The organism is Bacteroidota bacterium (assembly GCA_018266755.1).
GTDB lineage: Bacteria > Bacteroidota > Ignavibacteria > Palsa-1295 > Palsa-1295 > JAFDZW01.
Map to the genome: position 1 here is coordinate 160274 of JAFDZW010000007.1, position 26992 is coordinate 187265.

Annotated in this window: 27 protein-coding genes; 9 read left to right on the forward strand and 18 right to left on the reverse strand. The window is 54.1% G+C overall.

Features of this window, described 5'->3' with window-relative positions:
- Nucleotides 1-2: 2 nt before the first annotated feature.
- From JSS75_14050 to JSS75_14065, 4 genes are read right to left on the reverse strand one after another with little or no spacing between them, the layout of a single operon-like run.
- Nucleotides 3-1685 (reverse strand): ATP-binding protein, encoded by a 1683-nt coding sequence (locus JSS75_14050; GenBank protein MBS1904824.1) that lies wholly within the window; start codon nucleotides 1683-1685, stop codon nucleotides 3-5.
- Nucleotides 1666-2760: a DNA cytosine methyltransferase gene (locus tag JSS75_14055; protein MBS1904825.1), complete on the reverse strand. Its 1095-nt coding sequence runs from the start codon at nucleotides 2758-2760 to the stop codon at nucleotides 1666-1668. Before JSS75_14055 ends, JSS75_14050 begins: the two co-directional genes overlap by 20 nt.
- Complete coding sequence (vsr, locus tag JSS75_14060; GenBank protein MBS1904826.1) at nucleotides 2757-3140, reverse strand: DNA mismatch endonuclease Vsr; 384 nt, start codon at nucleotides 3138-3140, stop codon at nucleotides 2757-2759. Before vsr ends, JSS75_14055 begins: the two co-directional genes overlap by 4 nt.
- A 48-nt stretch (nucleotides 3141-3188) precedes the next feature.
- Nucleotides 3189-4496: a UDP-glucose/GDP-mannose dehydrogenase family protein gene (locus tag JSS75_14065; GenBank protein ID MBS1904827.1), complete on the reverse strand. Its 1308-nt coding sequence runs from the start codon at nucleotides 4494-4496 to the stop codon at nucleotides 3189-3191.
- Nucleotides 4497-5108: 612 nt separating this feature from the next.
- Between JSS75_14065 and JSS75_14070 the strand changes: the two genes are divergently transcribed.
- Both JSS75_14070 and rpoN read left to right on the forward strand, forming a co-directional pair.
- Nucleotides 5109-5516, forward strand: a complete 408-nt coding sequence (locus JSS75_14070; protein ID MBS1904828.1) for a BrxA/BrxB family bacilliredoxin — start codon at nucleotides 5109-5111, stop codon at nucleotides 5514-5516.
- Between the two features lie 121 nt (nucleotides 5517-5637).
- On the forward strand, nucleotides 5638-7185 hold the full coding sequence (gene rpoN, locus JSS75_14075; GenBank protein MBS1904829.1) for an RNA polymerase factor sigma-54: 1548 nt from the start codon (nucleotides 5638-5640) through the stop codon (nucleotides 7183-7185).
- Between the two features lie 111 nt (nucleotides 7186-7296).
- Here rpoN and JSS75_14080 read toward each other — a convergent pair whose 3' ends face one another.
- Nucleotides 7297-7968: a peptidase E gene (locus tag JSS75_14080; GenBank protein MBS1904830.1), complete on the reverse strand. Its 672-nt coding sequence runs from the start codon at nucleotides 7966-7968 to the stop codon at nucleotides 7297-7299.
- 59 nt (nucleotides 7969-8027) lie between these two features.
- On the opposite strand from JSS75_14080, the gene JSS75_14085 reads away from it, so the two are divergent.
- From JSS75_14085 to JSS75_14100, 4 genes are all read left to right on the forward strand, one after another.
- Nucleotides 8028-9290, forward strand: coding sequence for a DUF1343 domain-containing protein (locus tag JSS75_14085; protein MBS1904831.1), 1263 nt, complete (start codon nucleotides 8028-8030; stop codon nucleotides 9288-9290).
- The gene (locus JSS75_14090) at nucleotides 9287-9673 is read left to right on the forward strand and encodes a hypothetical protein (GenBank protein ID MBS1904832.1); all 387 of its coding nucleotides are present in this window, start codon (nucleotides 9287-9289) and stop codon (nucleotides 9671-9673) included. The genes JSS75_14085 and JSS75_14090 overlap by 4 nt, the downstream gene beginning before the upstream one ends.
- A 281-nt stretch (nucleotides 9674-9954) precedes the next feature.
- On the forward strand, nucleotides 9955-11550 hold the full coding sequence (locus JSS75_14095; protein MBS1904833.1) for a hypothetical protein: 1596 nt from the start codon (nucleotides 9955-9957) through the stop codon (nucleotides 11548-11550).
- 18 nt (nucleotides 11551-11568) lie between these two features.
- On the forward strand, nucleotides 11569-11880 hold the full coding sequence (locus JSS75_14100; GenBank protein ID MBS1904834.1) for a hypothetical protein: 312 nt from the start codon (nucleotides 11569-11571) through the stop codon (nucleotides 11878-11880).
- A gap of 1 nt (nucleotide 11881) precedes the next feature.
- Here JSS75_14100 and JSS75_14105 read toward each other — a convergent pair whose 3' ends face one another.
- The 13 genes from JSS75_14105 to JSS75_14165 all read right to left on the reverse strand — a co-directional run bounded on the left by JSS75_14105 (nucleotide 11882) and on the right by JSS75_14165 (nucleotide 22870).
- Nucleotides 11882-12094, reverse strand: coding sequence for a hypothetical protein (locus JSS75_14105; GenBank protein ID MBS1904835.1), 213 nt, complete (start codon nucleotides 12092-12094; stop codon nucleotides 11882-11884).
- Between the two features lie 2 nt (nucleotides 12095-12096).
- Nucleotides 12097-13539, reverse strand: coding sequence for a deoxyribodipyrimidine photo-lyase (locus tag JSS75_14110; protein ID MBS1904836.1), 1443 nt, complete (start codon nucleotides 13537-13539; stop codon nucleotides 12097-12099).
- A 65-nt stretch (nucleotides 13540-13604) separates the two neighbouring features.
- Nucleotides 13605-13868, reverse strand: a complete 264-nt coding sequence (locus tag JSS75_14115) for a T9SS type A sorting domain-containing protein (GenBank protein MBS1904837.1) — start codon at nucleotides 13866-13868, stop codon at nucleotides 13605-13607.
- 604 nt (nucleotides 13869-14472) lie between these two features.
- The gene (locus JSS75_14120; GenBank protein MBS1904838.1) at nucleotides 14473-14976 is read right to left on the reverse strand and encodes an HIT domain-containing protein; all 504 of its coding nucleotides are present in this window, start codon (nucleotides 14974-14976) and stop codon (nucleotides 14473-14475) included.
- 7 nt (nucleotides 14977-14983) lie between these two features.
- Nucleotides 14984-15961 (reverse strand): branched-chain amino acid ABC transporter permease, encoded by a 978-nt coding sequence (locus tag JSS75_14125; GenBank protein ID MBS1904839.1) that lies wholly within the window; start codon nucleotides 15959-15961, stop codon nucleotides 14984-14986.
- Between the two features lie 4 nt (nucleotides 15962-15965).
- Entirely contained in the window at nucleotides 15966-16871 is a 906-nt protein-coding gene (locus JSS75_14130) for a branched-chain amino acid ABC transporter permease (protein ID MBS1904840.1), read from the reverse strand.
- A 95-nt stretch (nucleotides 16872-16966) separates the two neighbouring features.
- Nucleotides 16967-17869, reverse strand: a complete 903-nt coding sequence (locus tag JSS75_14135) for a T9SS type A sorting domain-containing protein (GenBank protein ID MBS1904841.1) — start codon at nucleotides 17867-17869, stop codon at nucleotides 16967-16969.
- A 106-nt stretch (nucleotides 17870-17975) separates the two neighbouring features.
- On the reverse strand, nucleotides 17976-18398 hold the full coding sequence (tnpA, locus tag JSS75_14140; protein ID MBS1904842.1) for an IS200/IS605 family transposase: 423 nt from the start codon (nucleotides 18396-18398) through the stop codon (nucleotides 17976-17978).
- Nucleotides 18399-18742: 344 nt separating this feature from the next.
- Entirely contained in the window at nucleotides 18743-19978 is a 1236-nt protein-coding gene (locus JSS75_14145) for an ABC transporter substrate-binding protein (GenBank protein MBS1904843.1), read from the reverse strand.
- An 88-nt stretch (nucleotides 19979-20066) separates the two neighbouring features.
- Nucleotides 20067-20273, reverse strand: coding sequence for a DUF2283 domain-containing protein (locus JSS75_14150; GenBank protein MBS1904844.1), 207 nt, complete (start codon nucleotides 20271-20273; stop codon nucleotides 20067-20069).
- 253 nt (nucleotides 20274-20526) lie between these two features.
- Nucleotides 20527-21189, reverse strand: a complete 663-nt coding sequence (locus JSS75_14155) for a tetratricopeptide repeat protein (GenBank protein MBS1904845.1) — start codon at nucleotides 21187-21189, stop codon at nucleotides 20527-20529.
- Nucleotides 21190-21205: 16 nt separating this feature from the next.
- On the reverse strand, nucleotides 21206-22012 hold the full coding sequence (locus JSS75_14160) for a hypothetical protein (GenBank protein ID MBS1904846.1): 807 nt from the start codon (nucleotides 22010-22012) through the stop codon (nucleotides 21206-21208).
- Nucleotides 22013-22033: 21 nt separating this feature from the next.
- A complete protein-coding gene (locus tag JSS75_14165) occupies nucleotides 22034-22870 on the reverse strand; it encodes a tetratricopeptide repeat protein (protein ID MBS1904847.1) in 837 nt (278 codons plus the stop codon).
- A 185-nt stretch (nucleotides 22871-23055) separates the two neighbouring features.
- Between JSS75_14165 and JSS75_14170 the strand changes: the two genes are divergently transcribed.
- From JSS75_14170 to lpxA, 3 genes are all read left to right on the forward strand, one after another.
- Nucleotides 23056-24696 (forward strand): T9SS type A sorting domain-containing protein, encoded by a 1641-nt coding sequence (locus JSS75_14170; protein ID MBS1904848.1) that lies wholly within the window; start codon nucleotides 23056-23058, stop codon nucleotides 24694-24696.
- Between the two features lie 71 nt (nucleotides 24697-24767).
- A complete protein-coding gene (locus tag JSS75_14175) occupies nucleotides 24768-26177 on the forward strand; it encodes a bifunctional UDP-3-O-[3-hydroxymyristoyl] N-acetylglucosamine deacetylase/3-hydroxyacyl-ACP dehydratase (GenBank protein ID MBS1904849.1) in 1410 nt (469 codons plus the stop codon).
- Nucleotides 26178-26179: 2 nt separating this feature from the next.
- Nucleotides 26180-26992 (forward strand): acyl-ACP--UDP-N-acetylglucosamine O-acyltransferase, encoded by an 813-nt coding sequence (gene lpxA / locus JSS75_14180; GenBank protein ID MBS1904850.1) that lies wholly within the window; start codon nucleotides 26180-26182, stop codon nucleotides 26990-26992.

Genomic DNA, 26992 nt, shown 5'->3' on the forward strand with positions numbered 1-26992 from the left:
TTCTATTCTGACTCTGTGAGAAGTTTAATTATCCTACCTTTTATATTATCGTAAACTGATTGTAGTCTGGTCTTGCTTTCTGGAGTAAGACGTGCCGTATGAGCCATCGCATCTCGAAGTGGTTTGTACTCAGTAGCGTGACGATGCAAGTACGCATCCTTTATTTTATCCTTACCCTTTGCATCAGCTAGAAAGGTGAGTTGATCCATACTTAAGTAACTCAAATCTGAATCATTTTCTCGGATCACAAAACTAATATTTGCTTTTTCCTTATGCTCAACGGATTGTCGTCTATATTCCTTAATTTGTTCTTTCATCGAGTCAGTAGAAATGGCCGAGTCGTCAATATACTTTCTAACCAAGTTTTCAGATACGAAACAATCGGTGTATGCCCCAATATTGAATTGGGCATCCTCACTTAATTCATCAATCCAGTCACGGACTTTCTGCTTTTCCTTCGAACCGGTGGTTAATTCTTTCACATATTCATCACTAACCTCATTTACAAGCTCCTCTAATTTGCGCTGCTTGGTTGTAATGGTTTTGTTTTCTGGATCACCTGTCTCTTTGTGTTTTCTACGTAATGCGTCCCATTGATTGACGATTGGATTGACAATATGTTTTAAGAGGGCATTCAGGAATGCTGAATATATCGGATCGTCTGCTACGATCCCCTCTCTGCCTGTGGCAAACCTATCGGTACCGTCATCAAGACTATCAAAATGAATCTGGCCGTACAAATAATCCTCCGGGATTCGAGCTGTTGGTATGTGCTTTAGGATGTTCTTCTCACGAACTCTTCCATTCACAAATAAATCAACGCCAACACGTTCATCTGTACCTGTCACTTTAAGCAGGCGCGGCTTCTTAACGGATGCAAGAAAGCCTCTTACTTCCACTGGTGCAGGAAGACTTATAACTTCGCTCTTCTCATCAAATTTACTTTGAATATATAGCGCAAATGGATCTTCGGGCGTATTAATATTCCAAATGAACTGGGTACCCAATGCAAGATCCTCTAGATCATCAAAGGTTATTTCTGTATCTTGATAAAATATCTTGAACGTACTATCGATAATTGAAAATCTGAAAGATAGGGCTATTATCTTTCTCAGATACTCGTCGGTATGTTTTACAGCTTCATTAAGACCCTCAAAATGAATAACCGTCCCATGAATTAAGTGTGAGCTATAACTACTTATGTGACCACTGTCATACTTGTCCAATAAGTAATCTTGAGGTGTAAGATCTTCTGTAATAGCTGAATCAAGTCCAGCATTATCGATAACTCCACCTGTCCAACCAGTTTCTTCTGTTTTGGTTACAATCGTTACGCGTTTGGCACAAGACAGCAAGGCCAGTTTTCCAATACCCTTCCGACCTATGAAGGGCCTGCCACTAGGTGAACGCGTGATATTTCCTTTTCTCTTCGAGTAGCCAATTTTCAAGAAATGATCTTGGAACTGGGAAGGTGTCATCCCTATACCATCATCAACGATGGTCAAATTGCTCGTTTCTCTGTCTAAGTATATGCGGACAGATTGCGCATCAGCATCCCAAGAGTTTGAAATTGCCTCACCTAACACTGTTGAAAAACTTCGGTAGAGATGCCTTCCGAGATGATCAAGGACACTGAGCGAAATCTTGAATATGAAGTTATTTGGCTCAGATGGATTCTTGGACATGCTCAACTATGCTCCTTCCTATAACCGATCCCAGTCGTACAGGCACTGCATTGCCGATTTGCCTACAAAGCACCTTTTGACTGAGAGTGTGCTCCTCCGATTCAAACTTGTAATTGGCTGGAAAAGTCTGCAGTAATGCTGCTTCACGCAAGCTGATAGCCCTGTGTTGCTCGGGGTGCCCAAACCGCCCGTTTCCCAGCCCACAGCAGTGTGTCGTCATCGTGGGGCTTGGATCATCCCAAACCATACGACCATAGACGCTTGCATATGTACCACCGGAATCGCGTTTGTGACATTCGAGCTTCAAGTCTTCGGGCCAATCGTGCCAGGTACCACCAGCTTTACTTTTCTTGATTCGTTTGAGGTTCAGTTCACTCAGCTTACGTGCACGGTGAAAGGAATCGGTCTCACAAATCTCACCTGCCGATATTTTTGGAAGATTGCCGATAGCATCCCTTACTGTGCGATAATTGTCTTCTTCGTGTGTCGGCTCAACGAGGGCAATTGGGCCCAACTTTGACGCAAGAAGTACGAGCCGGGTACGAGTTTGGGGTATACCATAGTCAGGGCAATAGACTTGGCGAGCACTGACATGATATCCGATCCCTTTGAGACCTTCGATAAATTCGTCGTAGATAGGGTACTTCTCTAATTGAGGCACGTTTTCCATCGACACTACTTCCGGCTGTAGCTCTTTGATCAATCGTATGAATTCTCGCAGAAGCTTCCACTGATCTGTCTTGGGGGTTGTTTTCCGTCTGTTCTTCTTCCCTGTGTTAGTGTATTGAGAAAACGGCTGACAAGGTGCGCATCCGACAAGCACCTTCACGGAGTCTTCGGGGTAGAGCTTCTCGATCTCTTCCGCCTTCGTTCGTGCAACACTTTTCTTAATGAAGGCAGCTTTGACATTATTAGTGTAAGCGAACTCACACTGTTCATCGATATCGATTCCAGCGACTACCTCGATACCTTCGCTCAGTAGGCCATAACTCAGTCCTCCTACCCCACAGAAAAGATCGACCGCAGTTATCCTCGTGGGATGTGAGATGTCCTTAGAGTGTTGTGTTACCTTCATGAGATGAATCTTTTCAACCGGCTACGAAGTCTTGGTATGTCGTTTAGCTCACATTGCCAAACAACGAGCACCTTGAACCCTAGTTCCCGTAGAGCTTTGAATTGTCGCAGGTCGCGCTGCGCATTTTGCTCGAATTTCTTAAGCCAAAATTGTCGATTACTTTTTGGTATCGTTGCGAGAGGACAGTTGTGCCTATGCCAAAAGCAACCGTGGACAAAAATAGCCCTGTGCTTCGAGTTATTGGCGATATCGGGTGAACCAGGTAGGCCGCGTACATTTACCCTGTAACGAAACCCGAGATCGTAAAGGATACTTCTCACGATCAGCTCTTGTGTAGTATCTTTTCGTCGGACACGACGCATTATCTCACTGCGCGTCATTACCACAAAGATGTCCACGTGAATAACCGGTGATAATCTCTATTCTCATTATCTTCTTCCGATTCCGTAATAGTGCAGTCCGTGTTCGCGAAGTTTTTCCGGGTCGTAGATGTTGCGCCCGTCGAATACAACTTTGTCAGCAAGAGAAACCGAGAGCAAATTGAAATCCGGTGTGCGGAATTCATTCCATTCTGTCACGACAACCAGTGCATGTGCCCCTTCGAGCGCTTTGAGATTGCGGCGCCGATATTTCAGCGATCCAGACTCGGGCAGAACTTTCATCATCGCCGGGATCGCAACAGGGTCCGATGCCTGCACCGATGCTCCTTGCGCGATCAACTCCTTGATAATTTCAATGCTTGGCGCTTCGCGAATGTCGTCGGTCTTGGGCTTGAATGAGAGTCCCCAGACAGCGAACGTTTTTCCTGCAATGTTTCCTTCGTAGTGTGCAAGGATCTTTTCAACGAGTATCTTTTTCTGCGCACGGTTAACTTCTTGTACCGCCTTCAACGTCTTGAAGTCATACTCATGCACCTCTGCTGTCTTGACGATCGCGCTGACATCCTTCGGGAAACAACTGCCCCCAAAGCCGACGCCCGGGAATAAGAACTGCGGACCGATTCGTGCGTCCGACCCGATACCTTTGCGCACCTTATCAACATCGGCACCAACTTTATCACAAATATTCGCAATCTCGTTCATGAAGGAAATACGCAACGCGAGCATCGCGTTCGCTGCGTACTTCGTGAGCTCGGCGCTTTTCTCGTCCATGATGTAGATCGGGTTGCCGGTGCGTACGAACGGCTCGTAGAGCTCCTGCATGATCTCGATTGCCTTCGGGTTCGACGCACCGATAACAATTCTATCCGGCTTTAAGAAATCCTGGACCGCTGCACCTTCCTTCAAGAATTCCGGATTCGAGACGACTTCGACAGAGATGCTCGTATTCGCTTCGAATATCTTCTTGACCTTTTCTGCGGTTCCGACAGGTACCGTTGACTTGTTGACGATTACCTTCGGTTCTTTGATAAGCTTCGCGACCGTCTCGGCACATTGCATCACTCGCGAAAGATCTGCGGCGCCATCGTCACCCTGCGGTGTCGGCAATGCAAAAAAGATCACCTTCGCATTCTCGACCGCTTCCTCGTAACTGGTGGTGAACTTCAGCCGACCTTCTGACGCATTGAACGAAACAATCTCCTCAAGACCGGGTTCATAGATCGGGATATCACCTTTGCGAAGCATCTCGATCTTTTCTGCAACGATATCCATACACGTAACGGTATGTCCGGTTTCTGCAAGTCCGGCTCCGGTCACGAGTCCCACGTATCCTGTCCCGATGATCGAGATATTCATATTGCTCTCTTTTCTTTATTCTTTTCCTTTTTAAATAGAATTCTAACTACTATTTTAAAGGGTGTGGAATTGTGAATATCGCATCTTCCGTGGCCCTAAGCCAATGGAAACAGCCATACTAACAAGTTATAAATGCATATGTTCACAAGTGGATAGGTCAAATTCAATCCACACATCCCGAAATTATCCAGACGTTACCAAGACGTGTGAAATCTTACACACACCGTCGTCCGGCAATACCACACAAGTTGTCAGACCACAAGAGAATTGCCACGAAGTTATCCCGAAGTGCGTTAGTAGGATGAGAACAGGCGACCAATTGCTATATCGCTATGAGGTTACTGACATTTCATAAGATACTCATCGGGACAACCCTGGCGTTTTTCCTTTTCTTCGGGATCCGTGAGATTTCGAGGGACGCAGGCAGCTCTGTGCTTGGGATTGGATCCCTGGCAGTTGCAGCAGGGATTGCCACGTACTTTATATGGGTGCTCCGGGGCGGGTATGATCGATCCGCCGCACCCCGAGACGAGGACTCCAGATAACTCCGGATACCTTTGTGCGTATACATTGTTATCATAATTACCAATATTTGAAAAGGAAACGACACGTATGTACGACCCAATTCTTGTCCAGCCGTTCCGTGATGAGGCTACGGCCATCGGAATGAAAGAGATTCGCTCAGCCGAAGAGATCGAGCGAGAACTTGCTGCCCCTGGTACCACATTCATGTTCGTCAACTCTGTCTGTGGCTGTGCCGCCGGCGGTGCGCGTCCAGCACTGAAACTTGCGCTTTCTCATTCCAAGAAGCCGGACCGCATGGTTACGGCCCTTGCCGGTAATGATAAAGAGGCCGTCGCAAAAGCTCGCGAGTTCTTCGTCGGGTTTGCCCCATCGTCGCCGCAAATGGCCATCCTCAAAGATGGAAAACTTGTTTGGATGATGGAGCGTTGGCAAATAGAGGGCAGGCCGCCCGAAGCGATCGCGCAAGATATTGTGAGAGCGTTCGACTCGCTTTGAGATGTGTTGAGTATTCCGCGGCCACGGTGTCGCGGAATTTTTTTACCCTATGAGCCACTTCTATGTGGTACGATTATTGCTTGAAAAGCACAGAAGTAACGATTTCGGAGTAGTATAGAAAATGCTCCAACTGAAGCAACGACTCGGACTCCATCAGCGACTGACGCCTGTACAGGTGCAGTATCTGAAGTTGCTTCAACTTCCCGCAGCCCAGCTCGAAGAACGTATCAAAGACGAGCTCGAAGAGAACCCATTACTTGAGGAGATCTCGCAAGAAGAACTTCCGGAAGATACGCTCGGTACCTCGATCGAGACGAGCATCATCGCCAGCACCCCGAACGAAAGCTCGAGCGCACCGACCGACCAGCAGCGCGATACCGAGCCCGCCCCAGAGCGCGAGAACGACTATACGCTCGAAGACTTCATGAACGATGAGCTCGAAGGATACAAAGTCCCGCGAGCGAAGAATCATGACGACGAAGAAGACCGCGAGGACCGCGGACAGGTTGCGGAAGAGACGCTCACCGAACTACTGAGCAAGCAGCTCTCGCTTCTGGATCTCTCGCCGCGTATGCGTGTGCTTGCCGAGGAAATCATCGGTTCGCTCGACGAAGATGGCTACCTGCGTGTGCCGCTCGATCAGATCGTCCAGGACACCTCGATCTATTACGGCGAAGAATATGCGATGGGCGAGCCGGAGCGGTTATTGCGCCGCATCCAACGTCTGGACCCCGTCGGTATTGCATCGCGCAGTTTGCAAGAGTGCCTGACTGTGCAGCTTGAGGCATACGCCGAGCACAATCCGGCACGCACGATGGCGATGGAGATCCTGCAGGATCATTTCGATCTCTTCATCAAGAAGAATTATCAGATCCTCGCCAAGAAGCTGCACATGAAGATGCCGGACCTGAAGCCGGCCCTCGATCTCATTCAGCACCTGAACCCAAAACCCGGCGCACCGAGCGCACCGCTTTCGGAAACGCAGCGATACATCACCCCCGACTTTTACATCGAGAAGACGCCGGACGGCAAGGAGTTCAATATCACGCTCAACGAGCGCGGCGTGCCGTCGATCAAGATCAACTCGGCCTATAAGGAGCTTACGAAGAAGGGCAAAGGCGCGGTCCCGAACCAGCGTGCGCTGCCTGACGAAGCGCGAGAGTTCATCAATAAGAAGTTCGAAGCAGCGAAGGCGTTCGTGCTTGCATACTATCAGCGCCGCAAGACGCTGCTCAATGTGATGCAGGCAATCGTGGCGCGTCAGCGCGAGTTCTTCCTCCACGGCGAGAAGTATCTGAAGCCGATGATCTACAAGAACATCGCCGACGATATCTCGATGGACATCTCGACGATCTGCCGCGTGGTCAACGGCAAGTATTGTCAGTGCGATTACGGAGTGTTCGAGCTCAAATACTTCTTCAGCGAAGCGATACCGCTCGGCGGCAGCGATGAGGACGGCGAAGCGACGAACGAACTGGTCTCGAACAAAGTGGTGAAGGCCCGCATCAAAGAGCTCATCGGCGAAGAACACCCGATGAAGCCCCTCACCGACGACGACCTGGCAGAAATGCTCCGTGCGGACGGCTATGACCTCGCCCGTCGCACCGTAGCAAAATACCGCGAGCAGATGAACATCCCGGTCGCAAGAATGCGCAAGCGGATCGTTTGATCACACTCTTTCTTCACCTGTCATTCTGAGCGAAGCGAAGAATCCCTTCAGGATAGCACCGACGTTCGTGGCACACCGAAAGGGATTCTTCGCTTTGCTCAGAATGACATTTTAGAGAAGGGTCACTTTGCTCTTTGTCACATACCTCGCCTTGCGCCGCTCGTCCGCTTTGAAGACTTTGTAGAGCTTCTCGTTCTTGAAGTGCAGTAGCACATGATCGTCGACGGCGTAGCCTTCGTCGATGGCGCCGGATTTGATCGCCGCTCTGCAGATGCCGAGACGAGTCTTCTCGCTGGATACATGCGGAGTGAACGATCCCTTCAGGAATCCGAGACCGCCGCGCATCGGCTTGAGCTCCGGTCCATAGGAATCGGTTGTGCCGCTTTGATACCAACAGATCGCCCCGGCGCTCGTACCCGCAAGCACGATGCCCTTCTGCCACGCCCGTGCTAGCGCGATGTCCACTTCATGCTCGTGCCAGACGGCGAGCATGTTCACAGTGTTGCCACCGCCGACGAAGATGAGGTCCTGTTTGAGCAAAAACCGCTCGATATCTTTCACCTCGCGCCGAAAGAGGCCCAAATGTGATGGGGTGCAGATATCTTTTGTGTACGCCGCATAGAACTGATGGATATACGAAAGCGCATCGCCGCTCGCGGTCGGGATGAAGCACACGTTCGGTTTCTTCTTCCTCGTGGCGGCAAGCGCATACCGGTCGAGCTTCGTCAGCTCGCCCATATTCGTAAACGCCCCGCCGCCGAGGGTGATGATGTGTCGGGTCATGAAATATGCTTGAATTGTATGTGCGAGCTAGAACGCTCCTTCGCTTGCATTGTTACACGATGCTCGTGAAGCAAATCTACGCCATACTCGTTGCGCTCTTCGTCAGTGCCACTTGTGTCGATGCCTCTACCCGCACCGGCCTCGATGTATTTTCCTCCAACAAGTTCGCGCAGTTGAAGGGGAAGAAGGTTGCGCTCGTGGTGAACCAGACCTCGCTGTCGGATTCGGGGGCGTTCTCGGGGGATCTGTTGCTCGATGAAGCGGCACGGACGAGGCGTGCCTCGCCCCTCCGGTTGGTGGCGATTTTTACGCCGGAGCATGGATTGAACGGCGCACGCAAGGCAGGGGCAACGAGCGATAGCGCCGAGACCTATCGCGGTGTGCCGGTGTATTCGCTTTATGGTTCGACGCGCAAGCCAACTCTGAAGATGCTGCGCGGGATCGACGTGCTTGTCTTCGACATGCAGGACATCGGCGTGCGGCCGTACACATTCCTTTCGACGATGATCCTCGCGATGGAAGCGGCGGCCGAGAACAATATCGAATTCGTCGTGCTCGACCGCCCGAATCCTTTGGGCGGCGAGAGAGTGGAGGGCAATGTGCTCGATACCTCGCTTCGCTCGTTCGTCGGGCAGATCCCGATCCCCTACATCCATGGCATGACGCTCGGCGAACTGGCGAAGATGGCGGTAGGTGAAGGTTGGTTCAAATCTGCTGCGAAGCTCAAGCTCACGGTCGTGCCGATGCAAGGGTGGTCGCGGCGCATGACGTGGCCCGAGACCAAATTGAAATGGGTTGCGCCAAGCCCCAATATCCCTACGTGGCGATCCGCGGTCGGCTGCGCGATCTTCGGGGCAATCGGCGAGCTCGGGACGCTCTCGGTCGGCATCGGCACCGATGCGCCGTTCCTGCGGCTCGGCTCGCACTTGGTAAAAGGCGACGCGCTGCTCAGCGCCGCGAAGGCTACGCTTCCAAAGGAGCTCACACTTACCCGCAAGGATTTTACCCTCCCGTTCGGTGACTCCGAGAAATCCTATAACGGGGTTGCTGTCGTACTACCGGATGACATCGCACGCATCGGCCGCCTCTACGGGCCTGCGCTCTCGCTCTTTGCGACGCTGCTCTCCGATACAGCATTCGCGAAAGCATACAGCGCAGTGGTGTTCTCGTCGAAGCGAATGTTCGAGAAGGTGACGGGGACGCACGACGTCTTGAAGTGCTACAACTCGGACACTGCAGCGCTTGCGAAGGTCATGGCCTCGTGGAAACGCGACGAGGCCGCATTCCGTACACGACGACAGAAATACTTGATCTACAAATGAGCGACGCGACGAAGTTTGTCTATACGCCGGGTGTCTGCAATATCGACGAGAAAGGTGTGCGTTTCCGCCGGAGGTTGTTCTATGTGACGCTTGGCGCCGGTATTCTGTCGCTCGTGGCGATGTATTGGGTGGGGTTGCCGGTGATCTTTCGGGTGATCGCTGCCGCCGGGTTCGGCTTCGGGGCGTCGCTCAATTATGTGCAGGCTGCAGAGCAGTTCTGCATCTCGAACGCGACGTTCAGAACAACGGAAGTGGGACTCAAACGATCGAAGATCGTCGACGACCTCTACAAGGAATTGGACCTCAAGAAACGCAATGCCATGCTCAGGAAAACACTGGTCATCACCGTGCTTTCGGCACTACTCGGCCTATTGCCGATCTGATCAAGGCGATCATTTCGCCATTTTCTTCTTTTCCGCCCACACGTCCTTATACGCGACGTAGACGATCCCGGCCATTCCGGCAAGCATGAACATGAAGAATATTACCATGGTCGTTAGGTTCTGATTGAGTGGGCTAATAACGGCAGGAAGGGCAGAGAAGGTTTCGGGTGGCTCTGTAGTTTGGTTTTTGGTCGTCTGCCTCGTATATTCGCTAATTGCTCGTCCGGTGCCCCAGAACCGGAGTCTTATCGTGTGCCTGTCATCGCCTGTATTGCCAACGTATGAATCGTCTTGCTGCTGTATGTGCTATCGTGCTTGCCTGTCTTGTCGGCGCGACGTCGGCCGATGCGTTCTGGTATGGAGAACATAAGGAGATCGGGGAAACGGCATTCGCTCGTGTACTCGAAGCTCGTCGTTCGTCGCCGTTCTTCGCGCTGCTGCGCGAACTCGTACCTGTGCAGACACGGCCTGACAGCAACATGGCTGTCTTCGCCGCAACCCAAACGAACACCTACCTGACCTACGGCGACCTGACCGCACTGCTCGCCGATCATGACACCGATGCCTACGACTTCGCCCGCGAGATGGCCGACGCCAATTCGATCGTGTATCGCGCATACCAGATGCAGGAGGTAGCATTGCGTGCCGGACTCAAGAGCGCGAGCAATGTCGATCTGACACTCGGATCGCGCTTTCAATATCTCGGACTTGCATCGCTCGACAAGGCACATTTCTATCATCTCGGACTGACGACGTTTCGCGATCAGCTCTCGGACATCGACGAACTTGCCGAGACGCTCATCACACTTGCGCTCTCGAACGATGCGAACATCAACCAGCGGGCGTTCGAGTTCTTCAATCGCTCGACACAGACGAATGGCATCTCGAAGTACTCGCTGCTTCATCTCGATGCGCTGCAGCTTGCGGGAATGGCGGGTTCGTTCATGAAGGCGAAGCCGAAGGTCGCGATGCAACTGCTCTATTGGGCAATTCTCTTCAATGCATTCGCCGATCACTATCTCGAAGACGCCTTCGCGGCAGGACATCTGACAGTCGATCACTGGACCACAGAGCCCGCCGAGGCGAATGGCCGCCACGACTATTATTGTCGTGTTGGGCTCATCGTGCAGAACGAGCGTGGCGACGGTCCGTGGCAGAGTTACGGCGATAATTATCTCGACGCCAGTCCGCGCAACAAACAATTGGTGATTGAAGCGGTGATGCAGAGTGTGAACGAGATCGTCAGCGAGTTCGAAGCACGCTATAGCGATCCCTCTCGTGCGGCAATCTTCGCCCGGTGGAACATGACGAAGGCGAATACGGTCATACCAGTTCGCGACTCTATTCTTTCAAACGCGAACGGTTGGTTTCAAGCGTTGAAGATCGTCCCAATCCCGAAGCGGCCGGATGAGCTCATGTTCGGCCGTTCGCTCAACGGCACACAGGGCATCTTCTCTGCGGGCGCGATCAGCTTTGATAACAAAGTGCTTGGGCAGGCGAGCGCTGCGATCGGCTTTGGGCTTATTAACTTTGGTGAGGTCTCGAGTTCGCTCGACACCAACAGCGAGTCGTACTTTGCTATCTCGTTTAACGCCGAGGCAACCGCTGCGTATGCCGATGTGCACCACGGCTTTCTTGCCCTCGGGTTCGTACCGCGCATACTCTTCTGGGACCGGGTGCTGGTCGCACCGAACGTGGGGTTCGATATGACGCTTGACCATCGATCGGTCATCGGCTGGAATATAGCGCTCGGGTATCAGTGGAAGGATGCGTACGATCCGCCGTTCTCATTCACGCCCGGGATTCAACTCGAAGCCAGACGTCATGCCTACTACGGCTGGGGGTTCGGTGCACGAGTGCAACTTGCTTTTTACTGAGCTGTATTCCTTCTATCTATGGTACGCATCATCAACACACTTACGCCCGACGGCATCGACCAGATCGTTCAGGGCAACGACGGAATCTATAACTTCACGCTGCAGGCCGGGATCAGTGCAGGCATGAACGTGAATACCGACCAGGAAATCGGAGAGCTGTATTTTCAGGGGATCTCGCTCGAAACGGTGTATTCGCCGTGTCATGGTATCCTGCAAACAGTCGCGCCGGGAGCGGTAAACGATGGCACGGTGATCGCTACGTACACGGCGGCTCCTGCTGTTCCCGTTGCAAGCAGTGCCGCTACTGCTGCCGGTGCGCGTCGCGCATAGGTTATCGGCGAAAGAACGAGCCGAGCACAAATGCAGCGGCGAAGAGGAATGCCACTGCAAATAAACGATACGCCCACATCCAGAAGCTGACGTCCGATCCCTTTGGTCCGAGCGATGCGGCGTGATCACGCATGTACGTGCTTTCGATATACGTGAAGATCATCCCGGCAACAAAGACCAGGATGAGTGCGATGCGTGGGATGAGCGTATTCACAGTTATGTACGTGTGCGTACGTGTTCAAACATCGCTCGTGCCTTCTCGCGTTGCACGGAATGATCGACGATAGGAAGTGGATAGTCTTCGCCGAGCATACAGCCATACTGCGATTGCTCCAGCGGAGTCATCAGATGTGGTTCGTGAATATACTTCGTCGGCAGCGACCGAAGCTCCGGCACATAGCGCTTGATGTATTCGCCTTCCGGATCGAACTTCTTCGATTGCAGGTACGGATTGAAGATGCGGTAGTATGGCTGTGCATCCGTCCCAGTCGATGCTGACCATTGCCATCCGCCGTTATTCTGCGCCTGATCGCCGTCGGTAAGCCACCACATGAAATGGAGTTCACCTTCCTGCCAATTGATGAGCAGGTCCTTCGTCAGGAAGCTTGCAACGATCATTCGTGCACGGTTGTGCATCCATCCTGTGTCGAGGAGTTGACGCATTGCCGCATCGACGACAGGCACGCCAGTGCGTCCGAGCTTCCATGCTTCGAGATGCGCCTCGTTCTGCTCCCACCGCAAGCCATCGTATATCGGCTGGAAGTTCGATCCTTCGACGTGCGGGAAGCTCGCAAGGATATTGTAGTAAAACTCTCGCCACAGTAGTTCGCTGATGAAGGTCGTTGCACCCTCGTTGAAGTCGGGCTGCTGTGCAAGCTCCAATGCTTCGCGTGCAAGCGTGCGGATGCTTATTGTTCCGAACTTGATATGCGGCGAGAGCTGTGACGTACCGAAGTCATCGGAGAGGATGTCTCGGCGTTGTTTGTACCGCGAAAGGCCAGCATTCTTGAAGGCTTCCCATCTGGTATGGGCAGCCACAGAGCCGCCGTGTTGGATACGGTTGGATGAGAATTTAGACTGGTCGAGCATACCCAAGTCGGGTGGAGTGTGCGACTCATAGGATTTGGTAGATCTATAGGATGTGTACGTCCCTCTCTTCGGGCCGATTACCTCCTCGGCTTCCGAGGTTACTCGTTCCCATACCGCTTTCTTGAATGGAGTGAACACCGTGTACGGCTTCCCCTCCTTGGTCCGGACCTCCACCGATTCGAAGAGTACATTCTCTTTGACAAGCGTCAGCGTTGCACCGACGTCGCTCAATGCTTGCGCGGTCTTCTCGTCACGCTCGATCTCGTATGGTTCGTAGTTTCGATCTGCGATGACCGTTGTTGCGTTCACTTCGTTCGCAAGTCGGGCGATTTCTTTGTGAACATGTCCCCGACGCATCACGAGTGGCAAGCCAAGCTCCTCGAAGTCCTTGCCAAGCGCTTCGACCGATTCGACGATGAACGACAAACGATTAGGGCAGCGATTGAGCGGCCGGTATGTATCCCAAACGTACACGGGGATCACGATGTCAGAGTGCTGCATTGCGTACGCAAGCACGCGATTATCGGTCGTTCGAAGATTGCGTCTGAGCCAAGCGATCGAGATCGTCATAGAAAAGAAAAATCGCAAGCCCGCATGGTGCGAACTTGCGATTTGAAAATGAACAGCGTCTATTACTACTCGGAAACGACCTTGATCGGATTGCCGACCGGCCGACCATCGACAAATAGGCGCAGGAAGTACATTCCGTGTTCGTGAAGTTCGAACGATGCACGTTGTGTCCCTTCACCGATATACCCGATATCGGTTCGTGCGATTTCGGTGCCCTGCATGTTCACTGCGACGAGCGTTGCTTGGCCGCTTGTAGGCATCGTGAACGAAACCGTCGTGAGATTCGAGAATGGATTGGGATAGTTGCGCATCAGACCGATCGAGTTCATAGGGTTGTCATTACGAACACCACTATTTGACTGCGAGGTGTCTTCAATAACTGCGATAGCATCAATCCAATACGCTAATGAACCTGTGCCAGCTATTTCAAAGTCGAGATATTCAAAAGAAGTATCGGGTACTTCAATAATATTAATGCCATCACCAATCCGAAATGCCTGACTTTGGATCGGCCCGGCGCTCTCAGATGAAAAATATAATAACGCATAAGATGAATCAACATCGGGGTCTTTCTTTCCCCAAACGATAAGCGTAGATTTTGGCTTGATAGGGAGTATTTCGTTCGTGATCACTGAACCATTTCGTCTGTGAAACGAAGCGTAGAAATATGATCCCCCCGCAGATGCCTGAAGCTTCGCATACTGACTGTCCGGTTTCCCGAACGCGTTTGAAGAGGTTACAACATGCGGATTACTTCCAAAATACTCAGCGTCCGCGTACACTGTATCGAGTACAACAGCGTTTGCTCTCATCGTCAGTACGCATGCAAGTACCACGCCAAATGCAATTTGATAGAAAGTTTTCATATCCATTTAGAAAAGTAATCCAAAAAAGACTAACCCCTCGATAGAGCCAAAAGTTACACGGGGACTGCTACGCGAGCAGACGGGCGAACAGTTGAGCCAGTGTGGCGCGCTGGCGGTGCATGTCTTCCGACACCAGTTTGACGTCGGCGATCGTGGGCATGAAGTTGGTATCGCCGTTCCAGCGCGGAACGATGTGCCAGTGCAGATGGTCATCGATCCCCGCTCCGCCGGCGCGGCCGAGGTTCATGCCGAGGTTGTATCCGTGTGGCGCGGACATCTCATGCAGCGCTTTTTGGGCGGTCTGCAGGAGCAAGGAGCATTCTGCCGTTTCGCCGGGAGTCAGCGAAGCGAAGTCGGCGGTGTGGCGGTTGGGGACGATCATCAGGTGGCCGCTATTATACGGATAGAGGTTCATGATGACGAACGCCTCTTTCCCACGGTAAATCATCAATCGCTTCTCGTCGTCCGTTCCGTTCAATGCATTGCAGAAGATACACCCTTCTTCCTTCTCGGCCTTGCCTTTGAAGGTGTCGATGTAGGCGCTGCGCCAGGGTGAATAGAGTCGCTCCATCTGAACGTTACGCTCCCTTCGCTGCGGCCTTCCGCTTTGCGAAGACACGATTGATCGTTTCGGTCCCGAAGAGCCCCTGCGGACGCAGGATCATCAGAACGATGAGCATCAGGGAGTAGATGATCATTCGATATTCCGAAAACTCTCGCAGTGCTTCGGGCAAGATCGTCAGGATAATTGCTGCCAGCAGGACGCCATACGTCGAGCCCATGCCGCCAAGGATCACCATCACCACGATCTCGATCGACTTCAGAAATGTGAAGTTATCGGGGGTGATGTATTGGATGAAGTGTGCGAAGAGTCCGCCACCGATGCCCGCGAAGAACGAGCCGATGACAAATGCGCGCACTTTGAAACCCGTCGTGTTCACGCCCATCGCCTCGGCGGCGACTTCATCGTCGCGCACCGCGAGGAAGCCGCGGCCGTAGGTCGAGTTAATCAGGTTCTCGACAAAGTAGATCGCGACAAGTGCAATACCAAACACCCACAAGAACGAAGCAAGCTGCGGCACAGCAAAGCCGCGCGCACCGCCGACATACGAAGTGCCGCCGATCTTAAAGTCGATGTTCTGTATCAGCACGCGGATGATCTCGTTAAAGCCGAGGGTGACAATAGCGAGGTAGTCGCCTTTCAATCGCAGACTCGGGATACCCACGGCAAGCCCTGTCAGCGCCGCCACAAGCCCACCCATCAACAGTGAAATCAGCATCACGATATCGCCGCTCATACCCGATGCGGCCATGCCGTGAGTCGTAAGGAACGTCGAGCAGATCGCGGAGATATACGCACCGACGCCCATGAAGCCTGCATGACCGAGCGAGAACTGGCCCGTGAACCCGTTGATGAGGTTCAGGCTCGTCGCCATCGTCATGTTAATGCCGATGAAGATCAGCACCGTGTAGAAGTACGGGTCGAGCTGTCCGGTGACGAACGAGAGTCCGACCAGCACGGCGAAGGCGATGACGAAGATGAGTTGCGGTCGCATGGCGTCAGACTTTCTCCACTTCGTTACGTCCTAAGATGCCGCTTGGCTTGAAGATCAGGATGCCGATCAGGATCGCGAATACGATCGCATCGCGATAGGTCGACAGAAACGTGCCACCGATGAAGCTCTCGACGATGCCGATGATGAACGCTCCGAGCGCCGCGCCCGGGATGTTCCCGATGCCGCCAAGCACGGCGGCGACGAACGCCTTCAGGCCGGGCAGGATGCCCATGAGCGGATCGATGCTCGGGTACGATGCGCCATAGAGCACACCGCCTGCCGCAGCGAGTGCGCTGCCCGTCATGAACGTGAAGGTAATGACCTTCGAGATATTAATGCCCATCAGGCTTGCGGCCTGCTGGTTGTAGCTGACGGCACGCATGGCAGTACCGATCTTGGTCTTCATGACGATCACGCGCAGCGCGTACATCAACACGAGTGACGTGACGATCACCACAGCGCCCACAATATCGAGCGATACGAGCTTCGTTTTGATGAACGGCTCGTTCGAGATGATCTCAGGAAATCCACGCGGGGTTGCACCAAAGAGGAGCTGGGACAAATACTCCAGGAACAGCGAGACGCCAATGGCCGTGATAAGCACCGTCAGCTTGGGCCGCGAACGTAGCGGGCGATAGGCGAGGTATTCGATCGTCGCTCCGAGCAGCGCGCAGATCGTCATGGCCGCAAGGAACACGACGACGGCCGCCAGCGGTGAGCCGACCGGCAGAACGTGTGAGATCGCGTTCGCGACGAAATAGCCGCTAAAGGCGCCCACCATGAACACGTCGCCATGCGCAAAATTGATAAAGCGCAGCACGCCGTAGATCATCGTATAGCCCAGCGCAATCAGCGCGTAAATCGCGCCGAGCGATATGCCATTAACTAACTGCTGGAGTAATTCCCCCATCCGGTACGAAGTATGAACCTACAAAGATACCAATAAAAAAAGCCCCCTCTGACCAGACCAGAAGGGGCTTGCAATAACTATCTACAGTTTGCAGATCACTCCCCAACAATGATCTTCCGCGTCAGGACGGTATTTCCGTACGAGAGCCGAACATAATACGACCCTGGTGCCAGCCCCACGCGGTCAAGAGGGATCGAATATTTTCCATTATCCCTGAGCCCTGAAATCAGAGCCTTCCGTTCATTCCCAAGCAGATCGTAGACGGAAATGGAAACAGTCCCGGTCGTTGGGATCTCATAGTGGATGGTTGTTGCGTCGGTTACCGGGTTCGGGTAAACGGAGAAGGATACTGCGGCTTCGGATTCTGCGATGCCGTCCGAAGTCCCGCCCGGCATCGGTTGCAACGGGAAAGAGAGTCGATGGAAGGGAGTTGTATCTTGTGGAATCCATGCCTGGAAGTTTCGAATAGAACGGATTTGGCGCCAGAAGGTCGACACGTCGCCGGTATCGGGAAACATGAAGGTCATGTTCCACCAGAGATTTGCCGCCTCGTTCAGATCTAACTCGCTTAGGTTGTTTGCAAGTGCTTGGTAGATATGATACTGGTATGCAGGCTCCAAATTTAACGGTTGTACTTTCAGGAGCCAATTATAACTATCGATCCAGTCAGCTCTTGAAAAACGTGGTAATGAGCTTACAAAACCCATTGCATTGCCTATGGCACCGAGCACTTCACCAGGCAGTTTCGTCGCAAAGGGATGACGTTCGACATAAAGCCTACAGGTATCCATCGCTTTTCTGTTATCGACGCCTTTCCAGCAGTACATGGCCCTGACGTAGAGATATAAACTGTCATCAGGTGAAATATCGCAGATAGAGTTCGCACTTTGATTCGGTGAACCCAGCACAGTCATCGTTATGCGCGAGTGCTGAGTTTGAGCTCCGGCAGACGTTGCAACAACGATCAGAGATAAGAAGATAAGGAGTCGTTTCGACATGCCAAATTAAAGCTTCCCACTAACCCATAGTTCCGCTTCGCTGCACTTTGGGCTGCGGGTATGTGGGGGCTGGGGGTTGGGATGGCGAGCATCGTCTTCGGTCGGGTTACGGATGTTCAGCTTGTGCGTGCATCCAGCGGGCTTCCTGTTGGTAATCTTGGTGTGTGTGGTGTTCTTCTTGGCGTTCGATGTATCGTGCGACCCGACGAAGACTGCTCGGACTGACACTGAACGCCCCGTAACCGATCTGCCACGAGAATTGGGTGCCCGTTCGTTTCGATAACCACACCGCCGAGCGAGCTTTGATCTCGCGCAGCAATGCGGCGACCGACGTTTCGCGCCCGAGGTCGACGAGCAAATGGACGTGGTCCGGCATTCCTCCGTCCGAGATGAGGCGGCCGCCGTGGCCGTGGATGATCGGCGTGATGAGCCTCGTGAATTCGGTATGGAGCTCCGGCGTCAGGACGTCCGCACGGTGTTTGGTGCCGAAAATGATATGGACGTATATCGCCCCGAGCGAATGTGACATGTTGATCTCGCCCTCCACGATCTATTGTTATCGTTCGTTGAACCGACCCATAGTTCCGTCCGCGTTGCGGACTCCACTATGGGCTGCGGGTATTCATCATAAGATGGTGCCTATCAACCCGCTACACACCCATATTCCAGAACGCACATCACCGAAATAGATTTTTCCACAAGACTACTTCGTATTCATCCATTACCCGCAGCCCATAGTGCAGCGAAGCGGAACTATGGGTACGCAGCGGCATGGCGTCACGGTTGGGTCAGCGCCGGCCAAACGTTTCCACCAACCCCACAAAAAAAGGGCGGCCAAACAGCCGCCCTTGCGAAAACAATTTGCGCTTGCCTTTACTTCTTCTTCACCGGCTCTGCGGGGGCTGCTGCAGGTGCGGCCGCGGCGGGGGCCGGGGTATCGGCTTTGAACTCGGTCTGGGTTTCGCCGCCCGGGCCGATGCGCTGAGCGAAGTGGTACTTGCCATCGACGATCTTCAGGATCGTGATCGGCTTCTCGGCGTTGCGCTCGGCGTTGATCGTGATCTTTCCTGTGACACCGGCGAAGTCCTTCGTCGAGGCGATGGCATCGCGAAGCTTTGCGGGGTCGGTCGAGCCTGCACGCTTGAATGCATCGACCAAGATGCGGGCTGCATCGTAACCGAGGGCGCCCATTGCATCGGGATCGGTGTGGTACTTCTCGTGATACTTCTTGACGAAGTTCTGCACTGCCGGATCCGGATCTTCGGTCGAGAAGTGATTCGAGAAGTATGTGTTCATGAACTCCTTCTCTGCGCCCTTCGTCAGCTCCGGCGAATCCCAGCCGTCGCCGCCGAGCAGCGGAACGTTGATGCCAAGCTCGCGGGCCTGACGGACGATCAGCGAAACTTCGCTATAGTAACCCGGGATGAAGATTACATCGGGGTTCGTTGCGCGAATCGAAGTGAGCGCTGCGCGGAAATCTTTATCGCCGGACGAGTAGCTCTGCTCGCTGACGATGTCGCCGCCGTTCTTGCGGAACGTCTCGCGGAACGAGGTAGCAAGACCCATCGAGTAGTCCTGCTTCACGTCGGTGAGCACTGCTGCACGCTTCGCACCGAGCGACTTCATCGAGAAGTTCGCCAGCGCGTTACCCTGGAACGGGTCGATGAAGCAAACGCGGAAGATGTAGTCGCCGATCTTCGTGACGTCTTCGTTCGTCGAAGCGGGCGAGATCATCGGGATCTTCGCCGCCTGCGCGATCGGTCCGCCTGCCTTCGAGCGGCTGGATGCGACCTCGCCGAGCAGGGCCATCACCTTGTTGCGGTTGATGAGCTTCTGTACGGCTGCCGTTGCGTCCTCGGTCTTGGACTGATCGTCCTCGCTCTGGAGTTCGATCTGTTTGCCGAGCACGCCACCGCTTTGGTTAAGCTCGTCAATGGCGAGCACTGCGCCGTTATGAACGGACTGGCCGAACGTTGCGGTCTGGCCCGTCATGGACGCATATTCTCCGATGATGATCTTATCACCACCGGCGCCGCCTTCTTTCTTACAAGATGACAGCAGGGCTGCGCCTGAGAGAAGAGCGACAGCAAGGAACGAGAGTCTTTTCATGATGTATCGTTAACGACAATGAATGCAAGGGAATGAATAACTTTCACAGGGGGCGGAACATTCCGCCCGTTTGCCCGGTGCGCATCGCTTACGCAGCGATAGCAGTACCACTTGAATAGCTGAACGAGCTCAGATCGACACGCTTTGATGCATGCTCAATGATCATCGAGACAAGCTTGCCGTTTGCATCATACTCCGCAATCGTATCCTCGTCAAGGTCTTTGGTATCATCAACGATACCGTCCGTGAACTCAACGTTCAGTGTATCGGTATCCGGGAAGTAGGTGATCTTCATAAGTTGCTCCTATAACTTCGATCGAAGAATGCGTTATGTACCGTTTCGCCATCTTCGAGCACCACGATACGCAGATAGCGCCCATCCGCTTCGCCGATTGCAGCCCATCGACGGGTTCTTCCGTCAGCTTGGACATACTCAGACTCCGGGTGGTTGAATACATACTCGATCCACTCCTGCTTGATCCACGTCCGATCAGGCTTCTGGTGTCTATAGGTGAAATAGCTCGAGTACTTCAACCCCCTCTCCTTACTTATTGCACGCCCAACTTCTTTAACGTCTTCGCGTATTTTGTCGACGGATACTCGGCACGTAAGCGGTCGAACCACATCGACGCGGCTTGCGTGTTGCCGATGGCGTAGTTGCAGCGAGCAAGCTTGTAGAGCGCCATCTCGCGCTTGTACGTCGGTCCGACCTGCGTCGTGTACTCGAAGTATTGCATCGCATCGGCAAAGCGCCCTTGACTGTAGAACGACTCCCCGAGCCAGTAGTATGCGTTCGGCACCAGCTCGGGCGGGTTGCCACCAACAATGATCTGCGAAAGTTGTGCGATGGCGTTGTCGAAATCACCGGCGTTGTATGCGCCGAGCGCAGCCTGATAGTTGGAGTATGCCGTGAGGTCAGGGCGCGGCACATAGCCTGCTTGCGCGCTCGGCGACTGCGGATAGTCCTCGGGCTGCGGCGTCGCGGCATCGAGCTCCGGCGCGCTCATCGCATTGACCTTTGCGAGCACGCTATCGGCGCGGCTCATGACCTGTGCGGCAGATGGTCCGCCAGGTGTGGTGGCGACTGGCGCAGGCTTTGTGGTCTGCTTCTTCGACACACGACTTTTCGACGCACGCGGCCGGCACGACTCTGTCGAGAGCAGCGCCACCGCAAGCAGGAGCACAACGGAGAATGTGGTACGGTTGGTCATGGTTGCTCCCGGTCGGTTAGTACAGATTGATGCGAATACCAAGGTTGAACGCAAGGTTCGACGCCGAACGCGCCTCGCCACCGAGCTTAACGACGGTTGATGTCCCGTTCGATGCGTTGTTGGTGTACTCGTAGATGTAGTTCGTCGCTTCGGTCAGGCGGAGCTGTCCGAAAAGATCGAGCATCGAGTTGCCGTCATCGGCGGAATACATCAGCGGGATCTCGAGACCCATGACGCCATAAAGCTCGAAGGGAAGCGGCGGATCGTATGTACGCACGCTCGTCAGTGTGCCGTTGGTGACGTTGTCTTCGTAGATCGCCTTCAGGTGAATGCCGCCCCCGGCTCCGATATAGACGCTGGGAAGGCCCGGTCCGAAGCTTGCGCGGGCGTTCAACCCGAGTGTGATCGGAATATATGTGTACGACCGCTTCACTGTTCCGTTCGCATCGCTGGTCGTGCCACCGTTGGCGATATGATAGCCCGAAGCAAGCTCTGCTTCCAACCCAACATACGGTACCTTCTCCGGTCCGTACTCTTCGCCGTCGGAGTTGATGACCGAGATCGGCAGCAGCGGCAGGTCGAGCGCAAGGTCCATCTTGACGCCTTGTCCGGCACTGTAGTACACAGCATCGCCGCCGCTAAATCCGACGATCTGCCGCGAGCGGCCAAGGCCGTATCCGCCGGAGAGTTTGAAAGAAAACAGCGTGTATTGCGGTTCGCTCTCGTCGGAGCCGTCACCAGCATCGCCTTGGTCCTGCGCATGCGCAGTGATGCTCATCACTGCGACGAGCAATGCAGCAAGCATGAATTTCGGTGAACGCATCGTCATGGCTTCTGAATGTGATTATTTCAACTTCTGCAAACGGATCTCTGCCCGGTTGCGGTACTCGCTATCGGGAAACGAGAGGATGAGGCGTTGGTACGCGGTGCGGGCGTTAGTCACGTCGCCGAGCTTTTCGTACGCCGCGCCGATCTTGAATTCGGCATCGTCCGCCTTTGACGAATGCCCATACTGCTCGAGCAAGGAATGGAAGGCTCTGATCGCCTCTTTGTACTCGCCCATCGCATAGAGCGACTCGCCTTTCCAATACACATAGTTCGGCGCGAGCGGCGACGATGCATCGCGGCGGGAGAGTTCGTCGAACGCAGCAAGCGCATCGAGATACTTGCCGTCGTTGAACAAGCGAAGCGCATTGGTGTAATCGGTATTCTGCGGCGTCGGCTCCGGCGCGCTCTGCGGCTGTGGCTCCGGCTGAGAAGGAATGGGAGCGCCCGTCAGATCCCGTTGTTGCTGCGCCGGAGGGGTGACGAGCGGAACGGGCTGAGACTGCTGCGGTACTGGGGGCGGTTGGGCCTGGGTCGAAGCACGCGGGCTCGTATATGCGCGGGTCTCCATCATGCTCCGTAGCCGTGCGACCTCGCGCTCGAGTTCGGCGATTCGCTTGCGGTCCTGAGTAATAACCCCGGCCATCGTATCGATGACTGTCACAAGTTTGTTCTGCACGAGCAGGAGCGAGTCGTAGGCCCTCATTTGGGCCGCTGACGCACTCGCTGCGTTCTTCGAATTGGCAGAATTTGCGGAGCTGCGGCGGGACTGCTGCGATGTTCGGCACCCGGCGGCAAGCAGAACTGCCGCTGCGACGATCACAATGCCGCTCGCACGTTGTATTCCTCGGTTCATGTAGGCCAAACGGCGGTAACTAGACAAACCGCCAGATAGATAAGCAAATCTACGAACGAATCGGTTCTGTTCGACAGGGCCCAGTTTGAGCCGCCATGGGGCGATCCTGAGAAATTCCTGCGGATCAGGTGTGACTATCGGTCGGCTTGCGTGTTTCTTTCTGTGACCGTATGCGTTTGAATAGAATGGCGTTGTACCCCACCCGTACCCAAGTTGCCCGCTTGCTTCGAGCAGCGGCGATCTTTCTTGCCTTCCTCATTGGGTCGGTGACGACGGTTCGGTCGCAACATTGGCAGAATGTCGTACAGATTAGTACGACCGAAGATGATGCCTCAACCCGTCTGGCTCTCGATTCCAATTCTGACGTTGTAACCGTTGGCACGTTCGAGGGAGATCTCACGATCGATAGTATCACGCTCAGCTCGCTCGGCATGAGCTCGCTCTATTGTGCAAAGTTCGACCACATCGGCCGCGTTACCTGGGCAACAGTGGTCGGGACCTGCATCGGCGACTCATCCTCGATTGAGGGGCGAGACATTGCGGTTGGACCTGACGGCTCGGTGTATATCGCCGGGAAGCTCAAGGGATCAGGACTCTTCGGCGACGTGACGCGCACGAGCGTCGGCTATTCGGACATGCTCGCCATCAAGCTATGGCCCGACGGCTCGCTTGCATGGGTCAGAACCGCTGGTGGCATGGGTACAGGTACATTCTGGCAGACTACAGCAAATGGGATTGCTATTGACAATAAGCAGTTCACCTATCTCATTGGTAGTTATAACCAAAATCTCGATATCGATAACATTCACCTGCAGTCGAGCAACACGAACGAGTTGGCAGTGTTGTGTCTCGATTCCGCCGGCAACGCACGATGGGGTCGCAGTGCGAGTGGCGCAGGAATACATTTCGGGAATGCACTTGCGCTCGGACCAGACGGGCGGCTCTTTTGCGTCGGCTCGTTCTTCGGGAGTTTGTATCTGCAGGAAACCACCGTCGATGCAGGTGATCCCGAGTCGAAGATCTTTCTGCTAAGTCTCGATACCACCGGCCGTGTGCTATACGCGAATCGCGTCGGTTCGGGAGGGTATTATGGGTTTGCGAATGATATCTCAGTGACTTCAAGCGGCGAGTTGCTGTTATGTGGCGGCTATCGGGCAGACCTCGACATTGGGAGCGATCACTATTCATACAACAACTCGTACCGCTATGCGTCGCTCGTCGTTAAATACGACCACTTCGGCCGAGTCATGTGGTCTGCAACGAGTGGCGGCGACGACCAATCTTCGAGCGCGAATGCAATCGTGCCCGGTCCGGACGGACATGTCCTCGTTGCAGGTGCCTGTAGCTATACAACCATTTTCGGTTCGGATACACTCAAGCGAGAATCGGGGTCTTCAAGCTATCTGGCAGTGCTTGACCGTGATGGCCACTATCTGCATGCTCGCAGGGCCGACGGGGGTTCGTCGGCGGCACATGATGTTGTGTGCGACCGAGACGGAAATATCGCGCTCCTCGGTGATTTTCGTGGCTCGGTGTCGTTCGGCGGTACAGTCCTTTCAAGTGCCGGTGGGAGCGATGTATACATTGTTCGTAGTACGGACATGGATTTGGGTGTGACTCTCGGCGGACCGCAGATCGGACAAGCAAACTTCTACCCAAATCCGGCCGATCGCAATGTGCATATCCAGAGCTCGGGCTTTTTCATACTCACCGATCTACTGGGTCGTGTGCGTCTGCGCATCGATGCGCCGACGAATGTCGATCTTTCGGGCCTGCCTTCAGGACGGTATCTGCTTAACGGTCAATCGCTTGTCATACGGCATTAGTCGCTCTTCATCCGTAGGATCCATGAGAATCCGATGGATACCTTCCGCCCGTATCTTTGTTATTCGAACTTATGCGTGCAAATCAGCGAACCATAGGGAAGGTGGTCCGCCTTGAAGGCGTCGGACTTCACACGGGCAACCCTTCCACGATCGAGTTTCACCCTGCCCCGGCCGACTACGGGATCCGTTTTGTTCGTCGCGACGTCGAAGGCGCTCCGGAGATCCCCGCCATTGCCGATCTCGTGACCGACATCTCGCGCGGGACGACGATCAGCCATAGCGGCGCGAGCGTTCACACCGTCGAGCATGTCCTCGCAGCCGTTGTTGGTCTGGAGATCGACAACGTCCGCATCGAGCTGACCGCGAACGAACCGCCGATCGGTGACGGCAGCTCAATGCCGTACGTCGAACCGCTGATGGATGCTGGCTTCGTCGATCAGGATGTCCCGCGTGGCTACCTCGTCATTGACAGCACGATCTCCTACTCCAACGAAGCCAAAGGCGTCGAGATCGTTGCACTGCCGCTGAAAGATGATTACCGCATGACGGTAATGATCGACTACAATAATCCTGCGCTCGGCAGTCAGCATACCGGTCTGTTTTCTCTCGAAAAGGAATTCGTCAACGACTTCGCGCCGGCACGCACGTTCTGCTTCCTGCACGAGGTGGAGATGCTGCGCAAGCAAGGACTCATCAAAGGCGGCAATCTCGACAATGCGATCGTCATCGTTGACGGTAACCCGACGCAGTCGGACCTTAACTCGCTGATCAACCGTCTCGGTCTCGAAGAGTCAGTAATCCTCGGCGATCACGGAACGCTCAACAACAAGCCGCTGCGTTTCAAGAACGAGCCGGCACGTCATAAGCTGCTCGATCTGCTTGGTGATCTTGCCCTCGTCGGCGCACCGATGCAGGCACAGATCCTCGCTGCAAGACCCGGCCATGCATCGAACGTCGAGTTTGCGAAGAAACTTCGGGCGACGCTTCTCAAATCGAAGCATTTGAAAAAATATGTGCCCGGCCTTCCCGTCTATGACATCACCGCGATCGAGCGCATCATGCCGCATCGCTACCCGTTCTTGCTTGTCGACCGCATCCTCGAGCTCGATCTGGAGCCTGGCAACGAACGCATCGTCGGCATTAAGAACGTGACCTATAACGAGCCGTTCTTCATGGGGCATTTTCCGAACCGGCCGATCATGCCGGGTGTGCTCATCCTCGAAGCGATGGCACAAACCGGCGGCATGCTCATGCTCGATTCGATCAAAGGGACCGAAGGTGAAAAATTAGTGCTCTTCATGGCGATCGACAAAGCGAAGTTCCGCAGACCTGTCACTCCGGGTGATCAACTGGTCTTCGAGGTCAAACTGTTGCGCAACAGAGGGAAGTCCTTTCAGCTCGCGGGCAAGGCCTTCGTGGACAACCAGCTTGTCGCCGAAGCCGAGTTCATGGCTGCCATCGTCGATAAGGAGGCAGCATAACCATGGCAGTCACGATTCACCCAACCGCGATCGTCGATCAGAAGGCAGAGCTGGCAGACGGCGTTCAGATCGGACCCTACTGCATCGTTGAAGCCGATGTCAAGATCGGCGAAGGCACATCCGTCGCACACCACGCCTTTATCGCCAATGGCGCTCGCATCGGCAAGCAATGTGTCATTCACCATTCTGCAGTGGTCGGCAACGTTCCGCAGGACCTGAAGTTCAACGGGTCGGAGAAGACCTACGCTGAGGTCGGCGATGAAACAACGATCCGCGAATTCGCCACCATCCATCGCGCGACTGTCCATCAGTACAAAGGCAATGCCGGTACGCACGACGGCGTGACGCGCATTGGTAGCCGCTGTCTTATCATGGCATACGCCCATGTTGCCCACGATTGTTCCATCGGCGACAATGTCATTCTCTCGAATGCAGTCCAAGTCGCGGGTCACTGCACGGTGGAGTCGTTCGTCACGGTAGGCGGACTGACCGGGCTGCATCAGTTCTCGATGGTCGGTGCGTATTCGATGGTCGGCGCCACACTGCTCGTCAGCAAGGACGTGCCACCGTATGCGCTCATCGGATCGGAGCCGACGCGGTTCATCGGGATCAATCGCATCGGTCTCGAACGTCGCGGCTTCAGCGTCGAGATGATCCGCAAGATTCGCGACGCGTATAAGCTCATCTATTTCTCCGGCCTAAACTTCAGTGATGCGATGTCCCGCATTGAACAGGACGCAAGCCTCTATGTAGACGAGACGAAGCGCATCGTCGAGTTTATCCGCCGCAGCGACCGCGGCATCGTTTCAAACTGA

Coding starts and splice junctions, on each gene's coding strand:
- JSS75_14050 (MBS1904824.1), bottom strand. CDS start 1,685: ATGTCCAAGAATCCATCTGAGCCAAATAACTTCATATTCAAGATTTCG.
- JSS75_14055 (MBS1904825.1), bottom strand. CDS start 2,760: ATGAAGGTAACACAACACTCTAAGGACATCTCACATCCCACGAGGATA.
- vsr (MBS1904826.1), bottom strand. CDS start 3,140: ATGACGCGCAGTGAGATAATGCGTCGTGTCCGACGAAAAGATACTACA.
- JSS75_14065 (MBS1904827.1), bottom strand. CDS start 4,496: ATGAATATCTCGATCATCGGGACAGGATACGTGGGACTCGTGACCGGA.
- JSS75_14070 (MBS1904828.1), top strand. CDS start 5,109: ATGTACGACCCAATTCTTGTCCAGCCGTTCCGTGATGAGGCTACGGCC.
- rpoN (MBS1904829.1), top strand. CDS start 5,638: ATGCTCCAACTGAAGCAACGACTCGGACTCCATCAGCGACTGACGCCT.
- JSS75_14080 (MBS1904830.1), bottom strand. CDS start 7,968: ATGACCCGACACATCATCACCCTCGGCGGCGGGGCGTTTACGAATATG.
- JSS75_14085 (MBS1904831.1), top strand. CDS start 8,028: ATGCTCGTGAAGCAAATCTACGCCATACTCGTTGCGCTCTTCGTCAGT.
- JSS75_14090 (MBS1904832.1), top strand. CDS start 9,287: ATGAGCGACGCGACGAAGTTTGTCTATACGCCGGGTGTCTGCAATATC.
- JSS75_14095 (MBS1904833.1), top strand. CDS start 9,955: ATGAATCGTCTTGCTGCTGTATGTGCTATCGTGCTTGCCTGTCTTGTC.
- JSS75_14100 (MBS1904834.1), top strand. CDS start 11,569: ATGGTACGCATCATCAACACACTTACGCCCGACGGCATCGACCAGATC.
- JSS75_14110 (MBS1904836.1), bottom strand. CDS start 13,539: ATGACGATCTCGATCGCTTGGCTCAGACGCAATCTTCGAACGACCGAT.
- JSS75_14115 (MBS1904837.1), bottom strand. CDS start 13,868: ATGAACTCGATCGGTCTGATGCGCAACTATCCCAATCCATTCTCGAAT.
- JSS75_14120 (MBS1904838.1), bottom strand. CDS start 14,976: ATGGAGCGACTCTATTCACCCTGGCGCAGCGCCTACATCGACACCTTC.
- JSS75_14125 (MBS1904839.1), bottom strand. CDS start 15,961: ATGCGACCGCAACTCATCTTCGTCATCGCCTTCGCCGTGCTGGTCGGA.
- JSS75_14130 (MBS1904840.1), bottom strand. CDS start 16,871: ATGGGGGAATTACTCCAGCAGTTAGTTAATGGCATATCGCTCGGCGCG.
- JSS75_14135 (MBS1904841.1), bottom strand. CDS start 17,869: ATGTCGAAACGACTCCTTATCTTCTTATCTCTGATCGTTGTTGCAACG.
- tnpA (MBS1904842.1), bottom strand. CDS start 18,398: ATGTCACATTCGCTCGGGGCGATATACGTCCATATCATTTTCGGCACC.
- JSS75_14145 (MBS1904843.1), bottom strand. CDS start 19,978: ATGAAAAGACTCTCGTTCCTTGCTGTCGCTCTTCTCTCAGGCGCAGCC.
- JSS75_14150 (MBS1904844.1), bottom strand. CDS start 20,273: ATGAAGATCACCTACTTCCCGGATACCGATACACTGAACGTTGAGTTC.
- JSS75_14155 (MBS1904845.1), bottom strand. CDS start 21,189: ATGACCAACCGTACCACATTCTCCGTTGTGCTCCTGCTTGCGGTGGCG.
- JSS75_14160 (MBS1904846.1), bottom strand. CDS start 22,012: ATGCGTTCACCGAAATTCATGCTTGCTGCATTGCTCGTCGCAGTGATG.
- JSS75_14165 (MBS1904847.1), bottom strand. CDS start 22,870: ATGAACCGAGGAATACAACGTGCGAGCGGCATTGTGATCGTCGCAGCG.
- JSS75_14170 (MBS1904848.1), top strand. CDS start 23,056: ATGGCGTTGTACCCCACCCGTACCCAAGTTGCCCGCTTGCTTCGAGCA.
- JSS75_14175 (MBS1904849.1), top strand. CDS start 24,768: ATGCGTGCAAATCAGCGAACCATAGGGAAGGTGGTCCGCCTTGAAGGC.
- lpxA (MBS1904850.1), top strand. CDS start 26,180: ATGGCAGTCACGATTCACCCAACCGCGATCGTCGATCAGAAGGCAGAG.